Below are 14,723 nucleotides of genomic sequence, written 5' to 3'. Positions count from 1 at the left end.
CATATACAGCCGTTTGCCTGCCGGGTAAACTCCGGCAAGCTACCGCCCACTCCAACCGCACAAGGACTCAACGCCGTGCCGACACAACCTGTCTCCGCGCTGGTTGCCCAGATGGGCGAAGGCCCGGCGCCGCTCTATGCCCGGGTGAAGCAGATGATCATCCAGCAGATCGAGAACGGCAGTTGGCCGCCGCATCACCGGGTGCCCTCGGAGAGCGAGCTGGTTGCCGAGCTGGGTTTCAGCCGCATGACCATCAACCGTGCGCTGCGCGAGCTGACCGCCGAAGGCCTGCTGGTGCGCATGCAGGGCGTGGGCACCTTCGTCGCCGAGCCCAAGAGCCGCTCGGCGCTGTTCGAGGTCAACAACATCGCCGACGAGATCGCCAGCCGCGGCCATCAGCATAGCTGCCAGGTGATCACCCTGGTCGAAGAGGCCGCAGGTTCCGAGCGGGCGCTAGCGCTGGACATGCGCGAAGGCCAGCGGGTGTTCCATTCGCTGATCGTGCATTACGAAAACGGCGTGCCGGTGCAGATCGAGGACCGCTACGTCAACGCGGCCATTGCCCCGGATTACCTGCGCCAGGATTTCACCCGGCAAACACCCTATGAGTACCTGTCGCGGGTTGCGCCACTGACCGAAGGCGAGCACGTGGTCGAGGCGATCCTCGCCGAGCCCGATGAGTGCCGCCTGCTGCAAATCGAGCCCGGCGAGCCGTGCCTGCTGATTCGCCGCCGCACCTGGTCGGGCCGCCAGCCGGTGACCGCCGCACGCCTGATTCACCCAGGTTCGCGCCACCGCCTGGAAGGACGTTTCAGCAAATGAGCCAGTTGCAGCTGTTGCGCGCCGACACCTACCCGCGCATGCCGTGGAAGAACGGCGGCGGTTTCACCGAAGAGATCACCCGCGATGGCGGCGACAGCCTGGACGGCTTCGGCTGGCGCCTGTCGATCGCCGATATTGAAGAGTCCGGCGGTTTTTCGACCTTCGCCGGCTATGAGCGGATCATCACCGTGCTGCAAGGCGATGGCATGCGCCTGTTGGTCGATGGCCAGGCCAGTCGGCCGCTGTTGCCGTTCGATGCCTTCGCCTTCGATGGCCACAGCCAGGTCAGTTGCAAGCTGCTGGGCGGGCCGATTCGCGACTTCAACCTGATCTACTCGCCGCAGCGCTACAGCGCCCGGTTGCAATGGCTGGATGGCAGCCACCGGCTGTTCAGCTCGGCGCCGACGCTGCTGGTGTTTGCTGCCAGCAACCATGCCGAGGTGGCTATGGCGGGGCAGCCGGCGCAGCAGTTGGGGCGCTATGACTGCCTGCGACTGGATGGCAACCCAGGGTTGCTGGAGCTGGATGTGCAGGGGCGTTTTTGCCTGATTGAATTGATGCCGCGTTAAACCTGGCACAGCTGATCGCGGGGCAAGCCCGCTCCCACAGATGCATGAAAGCTGCTTTTGTGGGAGCGGGCTTGCCCCGCGATTTTTTTTGCTCGGTATTTTGGTTGTCCATGCTTGTACATACAAGTAAAGGTGTGTTTGTATAGCGCCATCGACACACACACACCTGCCGTCGGATGACCGCCAAGGACCTTCCCCGTGACTGACAACAACAAATACCGTGACGTAGAAATCCGTGCCCCGCGTGGCAACAAGCTGACCGCCAAAAGCTGGCTGACCGAAGCGCCGCTGCGCATGCTGATGAACAACCTCGACCCACAGGTCGCCGAGAACCCCAAGGAACTGGTGGTCTACGGCGGCATCGGCCGGGCAGCGCGCAACTGGGAGTGCTACGACAAGATCGTCGAAACCCTGACCCGCCTTGAAGACGACGAAACCCTGCTGGTGCAGTCGGGCAAGCCGGTCGGCGTATTCAAGACCCACAGCAACGCCCCGCGCGTGCTGATCGCCAACTCCAACCTGGTGCCGCATTGGGCCAGCTGGGAGCACTTCAACGAGCTGGATGCCAAGGGCCTGGCCATGTACGGCCAGATGACCGCCGGCAGCTGGATCTACATCGGCAGCCAAGGCATCGTCCAAGGCACCTACGAAACCTTCGTCGAGGCCGGCCGCCAGCACTACAACGGCAGCCTCAAAGGCAAGTGGGTACTCACTGCAGGCCTGGGCGGCATGGGCGGCGCGCAGCCACTGGCCGCAACCTTGGCCGGTGCTTGCTCGCTGAACATCGAATGCCAACAGAGCCGCATCGACTTCCGCCTGCAGACCCGCTACGTCGACGAGCAGGCCAGCGACCTGGATGACGCCCTGGTGCGCATCGCCAAATACACCGCCGAAGGCAAGGCCATCTCCATCGCCCTGCACGGCAACGCCGCCGAAATTCTGCCCGAGCTGGTCAAGCGGGGTGTGCGCCCGGACATGGTCACCGACCAGACCAGCGCCCACGACCCGCTCAATGGCTACCTGCCTGCTGGCTGGACCTGGGAACAGTACCGCGACCGTGCGCAGACCGACCCGGCTGGCGTGGTCAAGGCGGCCAAGCAGTCGATGGCCGTGCACGTACAAGCCATGCTCGACTTCCAGAAACAAGGCATCCCGACCTTCGACTACGGCAACAACATCCGCCAGATGGCCAAGGAAGAGGGCGTTGCCAATGCCTTCGACTTCCCAGGCTTCGTGCCGGCCTACATCCGCCCGCTGTTCTGCCGTGGGGTTGGCCCGTTCCGTTGGGCGGCGCTGTCGGGTGAGGCCGAGGACATCTACAAGACCGACGCCAAGGTCAAAGAGCTGATCCCTGACGACGCCCACCTGCACCGCTGGCTGGACATGGCCCGCGAACGCATCGCCTTCCAAGGCCTGCCGGCACGTATCTGCTGGGTCGGCCTGGGCCTGCGCGCCAAGCTGGGCCTGGCCTTCAACGAAATGGTCCGCAGCGGCGAGCTGTCGGCGCCTGTTGTCATCGGCCGCGACCACCTGGACTCAGGTTCGGTATCGAGCCCCAACCGCGAAACCGAAGCCATGCGTGATGGCTCCGATGCAGTGTCCGACTGGCCGCTGCTCAATGCCCTGCTGAACACCGCAGGCGGCGCCACCTGGGTATCGCTGCATCACGGCGGCGGCGTGGGCATGGGCTTCTCCCAGCACTCCGGCATGGTCATCGTCTGTGACGGTACCGACGAGGCTGCCGCGCGCATCGCCCGCGTACTGACCAACGACCCAGGCACCGGCGTCATGCGTCACGCCGATGCCGGCTACGACATCGCCATCGAATGCGCCAAGGAGCAGGGCCTGGACCTGCCGATGATCACCGGCTGATTGCCGCGCTTTGGTTCGCACCCCTGAACGGGTGATACTTAATAACAAGAAGGGGCCTGCGGGCCCCAGCGAATGGAGTAGCGAAGTGACCGAACTGACCCTCAAGCCCGGCACCCTGACCCTGGCCCAATTGCGTGCCATCCATGCCGGGCCCGTGCGCCTGCAGTTGGATGCCAGCGCAGCGCCGGCCATCGAGGCAAGCGTTGCCTGCGTCGAAAAGATCATCGCCGAAGACCGTACCGCCTACGGCATCAATACAGGTTTCGGCCTGCTGGCCTCGACCCGCATTGCCAGCCACGACCTGGAAAACCTGCAGCGCTCGCTGGTGCTGTCGCACGCCGCCGGTATTGGCGCGCCGCTGGACGACGACCTGGTGCGCCTGATCATGGTGCTCAAGATCAACAGCCTGAGCCGCGGTTTCTCGGGGATCCGGCGCAAGGTCATCGAGGCGCTGATCAGCCTGGTCAATGCCCAGGTGTATCCGCATATTCCGCTCAAGGGCTCGGTTGGCGCATCCGGCGACCTCGCACCCTTGGCGCACATGTCGCTGGTGCTGCTCGGCGAAGGGAAGGCGCGCTACCAGGGCCAGTGGCTGCCCGCCACCGAAGCACTGGCAGTGGCCGGGCTTGAGCCGCTGACCCTGGCAGCCAAGGAAGGCCTGGCGCTGCTCAACGGCACCCAGGCGTCCACCGCCTACGCGCTGCGCGGGTTGTTCCACGGCGAAGACCTGTACGCGGCGGCCATCACCTGTGGCGCCCTGAGCGTGGAAGCCGCGCTGGGTTCGCGTTCGCCGTTCGATGCGCGCATCCATGAAGTGCGTGGCCAGCGCGGGCAGATCGACACTGCGGCGTGCTTCCGCGACCTGCTGGGCGACTCCAGCGAAGTATCGCAGTCGCACAAGAACTGCGACAAAGTGCAAGACCCGTACTCGCTGCGCTGCCAGCCACAGGTCATGGGCGCATGCCTGACCCAGCTGCGCCAGGCCGCCGAAGTGCTGGGTGTCGAAGCCAACGCCGTGTCGGACAACCCGCTGGTGTTTGCCGCCGAGGGTGATGTGGTGTCTGGCGGCAACTTCCACGCAGAGCCTGTGGCCATGGCTGCCGACAACCTGGCCCTGGCCATTGCCGAAATCGGCTCGCTGAGCGAACGCCGCATCTCGCTGATGATGGACAAGCACATGTCGCAACTGCCGCCGTTCCTGGTAGAAAACGGCGGGGTCAACTCCGGCTTCATGATCGCCCAGGTCACCGCCGCCGCGCTTGCCAGCGAAAACAAGGCGCTGTCGCACCCGCACAGCGTCGACAGCCTGCCGACCTCGGCCAACCAGGAAGACCACGTGTCCATGGCGCCTGCCGCCGGCAAACGCCTGTGGGAAATGGCCGAGAACACCCGTGGCGTCATCGCCATCGAGTGGCTCGGCGCCTGCCAGGGGCTGGACCTGCGCAAAGGCCTGAAAACCTCGGCCAAGCTTGAGCAGGCGCGCCAGGCGCTGCGCCGCGAAGTGCCGCACTACGACCGTGACCGGTTCTTTGCCCCCGACATCGAGGCGGCCGTCGCGCTGCTGGCCAAAGGCACACTGACCGGGCTGCTCCCAGCCGGGGTTCTGCCTAGCCTGTGACACCCCAACTGCGGGGCAACCTCGTTTCCTTTGTGGGAGCGGGCTTGCCCCGCGATGCGCTTCACGACCAAAACAACAATAAGGACGTGACATGCAACAAGCTCAAGAACTCAAGCGCGGGCTGACGGCTCGCCATATTCGCTTCATGGCCCTCGGTTCTGCCATCGGCACCGGGCTGTTCTACGGTTCTGCCTCGGCTATCCAGATGGCCGGCCCCGCGGTACTGCTGGCCTATCTGATCGGCGGCGCCGCGGTGTTCATGGTCATGCGCGCACTCGGCGAAATGGCTGTGCACAACCCGGTCTCCGGCTCCTTTGGGCATTACGCCACTTCCTACCTGGGCCCGATGGCCGGGTTCGTCCTCGGCTGGACCTACGCCTTCGAGATGGTCATCGTCGCCATTGCCGACGTGACTGCCTTCGGTATCTACATGGGCTTCTGGTTCCCTGAAGTGGCCCGCTGGATCTGGGTGCTGGGCATCGTGTTCCTGATCGGCGGGCTGAACCTGTGCAACGTCAAGGTGTTCGGCGAAATGGAGTTCTGGCTGTCCCTGCTCAAGGTCGGCGCCATCGTCGCGATGATCCTGGCAGGCCTAGGCATCATGGCCTTCGGCTTCAGCCAGGTGGGCGTCGACCAGCCGGTCGGGCTGAGCAACCTGGTCGAGCACGGCGGCTTCATGCCCAATGGCATTGGCGGCGTGATCGCCTCGTTCGCGGTGGTGATGTTCGCCTTTGGCGGCATCGAGATCATTGGCGTTACCGCCGGTGAAGCCAAGGACCCGCACCGGGTCATCCCCAAGGCGATCAACGCCGTGCCGCTGCGCATCCTGCTGTTCTATGTGCTGACCCTGTTCGTGCTGATGTGCCTGTACCCGTGGCCACAGATCGGCAGCCAAGGCAGCCCGTTCGTGCAGATCTTCAGCAACCTCGGTATTGGCTCGGCTGCGGCAGTGCTCAACGTGGTGGTGATTTCGGCCGCCGTGTCGGCGATCAACAGCGATATCTTTGGTGCCGGCCGCATGATGTACGGCCTGTCCCAGCAAGGCCACGCCCCACGCGGCTTCGGCAAGCTGTCGCGGCACGGCGTGCCATGGCTGACCGTGGTGGTGATGGGCTGTGCACTGCTGCTTGGGGTGCTGCTCAACTACCTGATGCCTGAAGACGTGTTCCTGCTGATTGCCTCGATCGCCACCTTCGCCACGGTGTGGGTGTGGATGATGATCCTGGTTACCCAGGTTGCCATGCGCCGCAGCATGACCCGTGAACAGGTCGCCGAGCTGAAATTCCCCGTGCCGTTCTGGCCTTATGGGCCGGCCATGGCCATCGCCTTCATGCTGTTCATCTTCGGTGTGCTCGGCTACTTCCCTGACTCTCAGCCGGCGCTGGTGGTCGGTGTGGTCTGGGTGGTGTTCCTGGTGGCGTCCTACCTGCTGTGGTGCAAACCGCGTGCAGGCCGCGGCGAGCCGGTGCGCGAACCTGCCGAGCTGCAGCGCTGAACAAGGAGAATCTGATGAGAACCCTCTGGCAGCACTGCCATGTCGCCAGCATGACCGATGGCCGCTATGCGGTCATCGAAGATGCCGCCATCGTCACCTGCGCTGGCCTGATCGAGTGGGTTGGCCCACGTGAGCAGTTGCCCGTGCAGGCAGTCGAGCGCAGCGTCGACCTTGAGGGCGCCTGGGTCACCCCTGGCCTGATCGACTGCCACACCCACGCGGTGTTCGGCGGCAACCGCAGCGGCGAGTTCGAGCAGCGCCTGCAGGGTGTCAGCTATGCCGAGATTGCCGCCCAGGGCGGCGGCATCGCCAGCACCGTGCGAGCAACTCGCGCCGCGTCCGAAGACGATCTGTTCGCCAGCGCCCGGCAGCGGGTGCTGGCGCTGATGCGCGACGGCGTGACCACGCTTGAGATCAAGTCCGGCTACGGCCTGGATTTGGCGAGCGAGCGCAAGATGCTACGTGTGGCCCGGCGCCTGGGTGAGGAACTGGCCGTGACCGTGCGCACCACGTGCCTGGCTGCCCACGCGCTGCCGCCGGAGTATGCGGGCAGGGCGGATGACTACATCAGCCATATCTGCGAACAGATGCTCCCGGCGCTGGCTGCCGAGGGCCTGGTGGATGCGGTGGATGCGTTCTGCGAACACCTGGCGTTTTCCCCGGCCCAGGTCGAGCGGGTATTCATCAAGGCGCGTGAGCTCGGCTTGCCGGTCAAGCTGCACGCCGAGCAGTTGTCGTCGCTGCACGGTTCGAGCCTGGCGGCGCGCTATCAGGCGTTGTCGGCGGACCATCTGGAATTCATGACCGAAGAAGACGCCATCGCCATGGCCGCGGCCGGCACCGTTGCCGTGCTGCTGCCGGGGGCGTTCTATTTCTTGCGCGAAACCCAGTTGCCGCCGATGGATGCCCTGCGCCGCCACGGCGTGAAGATTGCCCTGGCCAGCGACCTCAACCCCGGCACCTCGCCCGTGCTGTCGCTGCGCTTGATGCTGAACATGGGCTGCACGCTGTTCCGCATGACCCCCGAAGAAGCCTTGGCCGGCGTCACCCTGCATGCCGCTACCGCGCTGGGCCTGGGCCACAGCCACGGCTCGCTCGAGGCGGGCAAGGTGGCGGACTTCGTCGCCTGGCAAATAGAACGCCCTGCCGACCTTGCCTACTGGCTGGGCGGCGACCTGCCCAAGCGCGTGGTGCGCCTGGGTGTCGAGATACCCCACTGAGCGAGGGCACATGGACAACGTATTCAGTTTTCACCAGGGCCAACTGCCGCTGCTGATCAGCATCCCCCACGCCGGCCTTAAACTGACCGACACGGTGCGCGACGGCCTGGTGCCGGCTGCGCGCAGCCTGCCGGACACCGACTGGCACATTCCGCAGCTCTACGACTTTGCCCGCGAGTTGGGTGCAAGCGTGGTGGCTGCGCAGTATTCGCGGTTCGTCATCGACATCAACCGCCCGGATGACGACAAACCGCTGTATGTCGGCGCCACTACGGGCCTGTACCCGGCCACCTTGTTTGAAGGTGAGCCGTTGTTTATCGAGGGCAAGGCGCCCAGCGCACAGCAGCGGGCGCAGTACCTGGAGCAAATCTGGCGGCCCTATCACGCCAAGGTCGAGAGCGAACTGGCGCGGCTGCGCGAGGCATTTGGCTACGCCTTGTTGTGGGATGCCCACTCGATTCGCTCGCAGATTGCCCACCTGTTCGATGGCAAGCTGCCGGACTTCAACCTGGGCACCTTCAATGGCGCCAGTTGCGACCCTGAGCTGGCGCAGCGGCTCAAGGGCGTATGCGCGGGCTTCCCGGCGTACACCCATGTGCTCAATGGGCGCTTCAAGGGCGGGCACATCACCCGCCATTACGGCGCGCCGGCCAATCACATCCATGCGGTGCAGTTGGAGCTGGCGCAGAGCACCTATATGAATGAAGTGGAGCCGTTCGCCTACCGTGAAGACCTGGCGCAGCCGACCCAAGTGGTGCTTCGCGGGTTGCTGGAAACCTTGCTTGGGTGGGGCAGGGAGCGCTACGGGCGCTGACCGCCGCGCGGGTCATCTGCGCGATCTCTGTGTAGGAGCGGCCTTGCGCCGCGAAAGGGCCGCAGCGCGGCCCCGGCTTTCCACGCGTTGAGGCAGAAATCCTGGGGCCGCGCTGCGGCCCTTTCGCGACACAAGGCCGCTCCTACCACGATTGCGGGCTGGCTTGAGGTCCAATACCCAGACAATTCACACGGACACATGCTCTTCGCGCATTTCAGGTTTATGATGCCCAACGGCAGACTTAATCCTCACACGGAGTGCGCAATGCAGACCCTGTACCCGCAGATCAAACCCTACGCCCGGCACGATCTGGCCGTGGAAGCGCCGCACGTGCTGTATGTCGATGAAAGCGGTTCGCCGGAAGGTCTGCCTGTGGTGTTCATCCACGGAGGGCCGGGTGCTGGCTGCGATGCCCAGAGCCGCTGCTATTTCGACCCCAACCTGTACCGCATCATCACCTTCGACCAACGCGGCTGTGGCCGCTCCACGCCCCACGCCAGCCTGGAAAACAACACCACCTGGCACCTGGTCGAAGACCTTGAGCGTATTCGCGAGCACCTGGGCATCGACAAATGGGTGCTGTTCGGCGGCTCCTGGGGTTCCACGCTGGCGCTGGCCTATGCCCAGGCCCACCCTGAGCGCGTGCACGGCCTGATCCTGCGCGGCATCTTCCTGTGCCGCCCGCAGGAAATCAGCTGGTTCTACCAGGAGGGCGCCAGCCGCCTGTTCCCCGACTACTGGCAGGACTACATCGCACCCATCCCGGCCGAAGAGCGCGGCGACCTGGTCAGCGCCTTCCACAAACGCCTCACTGGCAGCGACCAGATCGCCCAGATGCATGCCGCCAAGGCCTGGTCCACCTGGGAGGGCCGCACTGCCACGCTGCGCCCCAACCCGCTGGTTGTCGACCGCTTCTCCGAGCCGCAGCGCGCGCTGTCCATCGCCCGCATCGAGTGCCACTATTTCACCAACAACGCGTTCCTCGAGCCAGACCAACTGATCCGCGACATGCCGAAAATCGCCCACCTGCCGGCGGTGATCGTGCATGGCCGCTACGACGTCATCTGCCCCCTGGACAACGCCTGGGAGCTGCACCAGGCCTGGCCGAACAGCGAGCTGAAAGTGATCCGCGACGCAGGCCACGCCGCCTCCGAGCCCGGTATCACCGACGCCTTGGTGCGCGCCGCCGACCAGATGGCACGGCGCCTGCTCGACCTGCCCCTGGAAGAGGCATGAAGTGCCTGATACAGCGCGTTAGCGCAGCGCGCGTCGAGGTGGCCGGCGAAATCGTCGGCGCCATCGACCAGGGCTTGCTGGCGCTGGTAGCGGTGGAGCCTGAAGATTCGGCCGAACATGCCGACAAACTGTTGCACAAGCTGCTCAACTACCGTGTGTTCAGCGACGAGCAGGGCAAGATGAACCGCTCGCTCAAGGATGTCGCTGGCGGGCTGCTGCTGGTGTCGCAGTTCACCCTGGCTGCCGACACCCGCAATGGCATGCGCCCGAGCTTTTCGACCGCCGCACCACCGGCGTTGGGTGCCGAAGTGTTCGACCATTTGCTGGCCCAGGCCAGCCGGCAGCACCCGCAGGTTGCCAGTGGGCGTTTCGGCGCCGATATGCAGGTCCACCTGGTCAATGATGGCCCTGTGACATTCATGTTACAAATTTGACGTCGGAAAACCCCTTGTCTTGATGAAAACAAGGGGTTTTGTACGATAAATAGTTGTGCCAGCCTGATGCGTTGTAACGCGACCTGCTGGATAATCGCGCGCTGCATGGGCCTGCGTTCGCAGGCTTGATCCACTTTGACACGAGCATTGTCTGGGTCCGTTTGGGGAATCATTACGCCCTTACGGGGTCCGAACAGTGCTCGCCAACCCGGCATTTGTCGCTGGCCGTTGGTTTCATGATCTGTTTTTCGGCGAGGATTGCTCGTGATTGTAAGCCCCTGTATTGCACCAAGAATCCCCGGTAACCGGCTGCGCAAGGCGATGCTGGCTGGCGTTGCGCTGGTCGGCCTGATGAGCGCAGGCCAGCTCTGGGCATTCAATCTGGACGACGTTGCAGCCAAGGCAAAGGATCTGGCCGGCCAGAAGTACGAGGCACCGAAGAGCAACCTGCCGCCGGTGTTCCGCGACATGAAGTACGCCGACTACCAGAAGATCCAGTTCCTTCAGGAAAAGGCCGAGTGGGCGAAGGACAAGACCCCCTTCAAGATTTCGTTCTACCACCAGGGCATGCACTTCGACACCCCGGTGACGATCAACGAGATCACTGCCAACAAGGTTACCGAGATCAAGTACGACCCGAGCCGCTTCGAGTTCGGCGACGTGCCGCATGATGCCGACGCCACCAAGAACCTCGGCTACGCGGGCTTTCGGGTGCTCTACCCGATCAACAAGGCCGACAAGCAGGACGAGATCATGACCCTGCTTGGCGCCAGCTATTTCCGCGTGGTCGGCAAAGGCCACCGCTACGGCCTGTCGGCCCGTGGCCTGGCGATCGACACCGCGTTGCCGTCGGGTGAAGAATTCCCGCGCTTCCGTGAATTCTGGATCGAAAAACCCAAGCCTAACGACAAGCACCTGGTGATCTACGCGCTGCTCGATTCGCCGCGTTCCACCGGCGCCTACAAGCTGACCCTGCGCCCAGGCGAAGACACCCTGGTCGACGTCAAGTCGCGTGTGTACCTGCGTGACCATGTCAGCCGCCTGGGTATCGCCCCGCTGACCAGCATGTTCCTGTTCGGCCCTAACCAGCCGTCCAAGGTGCAGAACTACCGCCCGGCCCTGCACGACTCCGAAGGCCTGAGCATCCATGCCGGCAATGGCGAATGGCTGTGGCGCCCGCTGAACAACCCGAAACACCTGGCCGTGAGCAACTTCAGCGTTGAAAACCCGCGTGGTTTCGGCCTGCTGCAGCGCCAGCGCGCGTTCAGCGACTTCGAAGACCTCGACGACGAGTACGAAAAGCGTCCGAGCGCCTGGATCGAGCCTAAAGGCGACTGGGGCAAAGGCACCGTCGACCTGGTCGAAATCCCGACTGCCGATGAAACCAACGACAACATCGTTGCGTTCTGGAGCCCGGAAACCCTGCCTGAGCCAGGCAAGCCGTTCCAGTACGACTACCGTCTGCGCTGGACCATCAAAGAAGACCAACTGCACGCCCAGGACCTGGGCTGGGTCAAGCAGACCCTGCGCTCCAGCGGTGACGTCAAGCAGGCCAACCTGATTCGCCAGCTCGACGGCAGCGTTGCCCTGCTGGTCGATTTCGTCGGCACCAACCTCGCAGCGCTGCCGGCCGATGCCGCCGTGCGCAGCCAGGTCAGCACCGGCGACAACGCCGAGGTGGTCGAAAACAACCTGCGCTACAACCCAGAAACCAAAGGCTGGCGCCTGACCCTGCGGTTGAAGATCAAAGACCCGAAAAAATCCACCGAGATGCGTGCCGCGCTGGTACGTGATGTCCCGGTCGAGCAGCCAAAACCTGCCAAAGAAACCAAGGCCGCAGCCAAGCACGCTCAAACCAAGGCCGAAAAAGCCAAGGCTGAGAAAGCTGCCGAGCAAGCGGCGGCGGATGCGGCGTCCACCAACGAGGCCCCGGCCACCACTGAAAAAGTGCTGACCGAGACCTGGAGCTATCAGTTGCCTGCCGATGAGTAACTCAAGCCCAAGGCCGGAATCGCTTGGCGAATACCTGGCCCACCTCCCACTGAGCGACGAGCAGCGTGCGGAACTCGCAAGCTGCACCTCGTTCAGCGAGCTGCACCAACGTCTGGCGGCGCAACCCGTCGCCAGCACCACTGAGGCCGCGCAGGCCTCGGTGGGTTCGCGCCTGACCGTCGGCACTGCCGCCGAGCTGGAAGAGGCCGAAATGCTCGGCGTCGATGCCAGCGGGCGCCTGTGCCTGAAGATCGCGCCGCCGATCAAACGTACCAAGGTGGTGCCCGAGCCTTGGCGCACCAACGTGCTGGTACGCCTGTGGCGGCGCCTGACCGGCCGCCCCAACGCGCCGCAGCCGCCCCAGCGCGAGCTGCCGCCGGCGCGTTGGCGCACCGTCGGCTCGATCCGCCGTTATATCCTGCTGACCCTGATGATCGGCCAGACCATCGTGGCCGGCTGGTACATGAAGGGCATCCTGCCGTACCAGGGCTGGTCGTTCGTCGACCTCGACGAAGTGCTCAACCAGCCGCTGTGGGACACCGTGGTACAGGTATGGCCGTATGCACTGCAAACGTCCATTCTGGTGCTGTTCGGCATCCTGTTCTGCTGGGTGTCGGCCGGTTTCTGGACCGCCCTGATGGGCTTCCTCGAGCTGATTACCGGGCGCGACAAGTACCGAATTTCCGGCAGCAGTGCCGGTAACGAGCCGATCGCCCCTGAAGCGCGTACTGCACTGGTCATGCCGATCTGCAACGAAGACGTGCCGCGTGTATTCGCCGGCCTGCGTGCAACGTTCGAATCGGTCGCCGCCAGCGGCAACCTCGACCGCTTCGACTTCTTCGTGCTCAGCGACACCAACGACCCCGACATCGCCGTTGCCGAACAACAGGCGTGGCTGGACGTGTGCCGCGAGACCAAAGGCTTTGGCCGCATTTTCTACCGCCGCCGTCGGCGCCGGGTGAAGCGCAAGAGCGGCAACCTCGACGACTTCTGCCGTCGCTGGGGTGGCGAATACAAGTACATGGTCGTGCTCGACGCCGACAGCGTCATGACCGGTGAATGCCTGAGCAGCCTGGTGCGCCTGATGGAGGCCAACCCGGACGCCGGCATCATCCAGACCGGCCCACGGGCATCGGGCATGGACACCCTTTATGCGCGCATGCAGCAGTTCGCCACCCGCGTGTACGGCCCGCTGTTCACCGCCGGCCTGCACTTCTGGCAGCTGGGCGAGTCGCACTATTGGGGCCACAACGCGATCATCCGCATGAAGCCGTTCATCGAGCACTGCGCGCTGGCGCCGTTGCCGGGCAAAGGCGCGTTCGCCGGGGCCATCTTGTCCCACGACTTCGTCGAAGCAGCGCTGATGCGCCGTGCTGGCTGGGGCGTGTGGATTGCCTATGACCTGGCCGGCAGCTATGAAGAACTGCCGCCGAACCTGCTCGATGAGCTCAAGCGCGACCGCCGCTGGTGCCACGGCAACCTGATGAACTTCCGGCTGTTCCTGGTCAAGGGCATGCACCCGGTGCACCGTGCGGTGTTCCTGACCGGGGTGATGTCGTACCTGTCGGCACCGTTGTGGTTCCTGTTCCTGGTGCTGTCCACCGCGCTGCTGGCGACCAACACGCTGATGGAGCCGCAATACTTCATCGAGCCGTTCCAGTTGTATCCGTTGTGGCCGCAGTGGCACCCAGAAAAAGCCATCGCGCTGTTCTCTACCACGGTCGTGCTGCTGTTCCTGCCCAAGCTGTTGAGCGTGGTGCTGATCTGGGCCAAGGGCGCCACCGAGTTTGGCGGGCGCATCAAGGTCACCTTGTCGATGCTGATGGAGATGTTGTTCTCCATGTTGCTGGCGCCGGTACGCATGATCTTCCACACCCGCTTCGTGCTGGCCGCGTTCCTTGGCTGGGCTGCGACCTGGAACTCGCCACAGCGTGACGATGACTCCACGCCGTGGAGCGAGGCCGTCCGCCGGCATGGCCCGCAAACCTTGCTGGGCTTTGCCTGGGCTGCACTGGTGGCGTGGCTGAACCCAAGCTTCCTGTGGTGGCTGGCGCCTATCGTCGGTTCGCTGGTGCTGTCGATCCCGGTTTCGGTGATTTCCAGCCGTGTGCGCCTGGGCCTGGCCGCGCGTGACGAGAAGCTGTTCCTCATCCCCGAGGAGTACGCAACGCCGCAGGCGCTGCTGGCCACCGACCAGTACACCCACGAAAACCGTTGGCATGCGCTGCATGACGGCTTCGTGCGTGCGGTGGTCGACCCGCGTCAGAACGCCCTGGCCTGCGCCATGGCTACCGCGCGGCATGGCCAGGCAGCACCGATCGAGGCACTGCGTGCCGAACGCATCGCCAAGGCGCTGGAAGTCGGGCCGAAGGGCCTGGATGGCAATACTCGCCTGGCGTTGCTGAGCGACCCGGTGGCGCTGTCGCGCCTGCACGAGCAGGTCTGGGCCGGGCATCATTCGGCCTGGATCGACCTGTGGCGAGCCTCGATCGACAACGACCCGCACTCGCCACTGCTGCCGCTGCATCCAGAAGCTGAGGCGCAGCCAGCGCTGGCGTGAGCCACCTTGGGCCGCATTGCGGCCCATCGCGGGGCAAGCCCGCTCCTACACAATCAAAAGCGACTTGCCTGAAACCATAGAATCTCCCACA

Annotated in this window: 11 protein-coding genes; all 11 read left to right on the top strand. The window is 64.3% G+C overall.

The genetic code is table 11. From position 1 onward, the window contains the following. The first annotated feature begins 111 nt into the window (after window positions 1-111). The 11 genes from hutC to mdoH all read left to right on the top strand — a co-directional run bounded on the left by hutC (window position 112) and on the right by mdoH (window position 14,632). Entirely contained in the window at window positions 112-822 is a 711-nt protein-coding gene (gene hutC / locus HU719_RS10290; protein ID WP_186536708.1) for a histidine utilization transcriptional repressor HutC, read from the top strand. Next, window positions 819-1,391 (top strand): HutD/Ves family protein, encoded by a 573-nt coding sequence (locus tag HU719_RS10285; RefSeq protein WP_186536702.1) that lies wholly within the window; start codon window positions 819-821, stop codon window positions 1,389-1,391. Before hutC ends, HU719_RS10285 begins: the two co-directional genes overlap by 4 nt. Window positions 1,392-1,589: 198 nt before the next feature. Beyond that, a complete protein-coding gene (gene hutU, locus HU719_RS10280) occupies window positions 1,590-3,263 on the top strand; it encodes a urocanate hydratase (RefSeq protein WP_186536703.1) in 1,674 nt (557 codons plus the stop codon). Window positions 3,264-3,348: 85 nt separating this feature from the next. Continuing rightward, window positions 3,349-4,881 (top strand): histidine ammonia-lyase, encoded by a 1,533-nt coding sequence (gene hutH / locus HU719_RS10275; RefSeq protein ID WP_186520778.1) that lies wholly within the window; start codon window positions 3,349-3,351, stop codon window positions 4,879-4,881. Window positions 4,882-4,972: 91 nt separating this feature from the next. Continuing rightward, on the top strand, window positions 4,973-6,376 hold the full coding sequence (locus HU719_RS10270; RefSeq protein ID WP_186520779.1) for an amino acid permease: 1,404 nt from the start codon (window positions 4,973-4,975) through the stop codon (window positions 6,374-6,376). Between the two features lie 14 nt (window positions 6,377-6,390). After that, entirely contained in the window at window positions 6,391-7,596 is a 1,206-nt protein-coding gene (gene hutI / locus HU719_RS10265) for an imidazolonepropionase (RefSeq protein WP_186536704.1), read from the top strand. A gap of 10 nt (window positions 7,597-7,606) precedes the next feature. Beyond that, window positions 7,607-8,410 (top strand): N-formylglutamate deformylase, encoded by an 804-nt coding sequence (gene hutG / locus HU719_RS10260; RefSeq protein ID WP_186536705.1) that lies wholly within the window; start codon window positions 7,607-7,609, stop codon window positions 8,408-8,410. Window positions 8,411-8,674: 264 nt separating this feature from the next. Next, the gene (gene pip / locus HU719_RS10255) at window positions 8,675-9,646 is read left to right on the top strand and encodes a prolyl aminopeptidase (RefSeq protein WP_186536706.1); all 972 of its coding nucleotides are present in this window, start codon (window positions 8,675-8,677) and stop codon (window positions 9,644-9,646) included. Continuing rightward, window positions 9,643-10,080, top strand: a complete 438-nt coding sequence (gene dtd, locus HU719_RS10250) for a D-aminoacyl-tRNA deacylase (protein ID WP_186520783.1) — start codon at window positions 9,643-9,645, stop codon at window positions 10,078-10,080. The genes pip and dtd overlap by 4 nt, the downstream gene beginning before the upstream one ends. A 264-nt stretch (window positions 10,081-10,344) precedes the next feature. After that, entirely contained in the window at window positions 10,345-12,072 is a 1,728-nt protein-coding gene (locus HU719_RS10245) for a glucan biosynthesis protein G (protein ID WP_217843715.1), read from the top strand. Continuing rightward, window positions 12,065-14,632, top strand: a complete 2,568-nt coding sequence (mdoH, locus tag HU719_RS10240) for a glucans biosynthesis glucosyltransferase MdoH (RefSeq protein WP_186536707.1) — start codon at window positions 12,065-12,067, stop codon at window positions 14,630-14,632. The genes HU719_RS10245 and mdoH overlap by 8 nt, the downstream gene beginning before the upstream one ends. Window positions 14,633-14,723: the final 91 nt, after the last annotated feature.

The organism is Pseudomonas farsensis, from assembly GCF_014268805.2.
Lineage (GTDB): Bacteria > Pseudomonadota > Gammaproteobacteria > Pseudomonadales > Pseudomonadaceae > Aquipseudomonas > Aquipseudomonas farsensis.
Note: the sequence above shows the minus strand (reverse complement) of the source record. Positions and strands in the feature narration are given on the sequence as shown.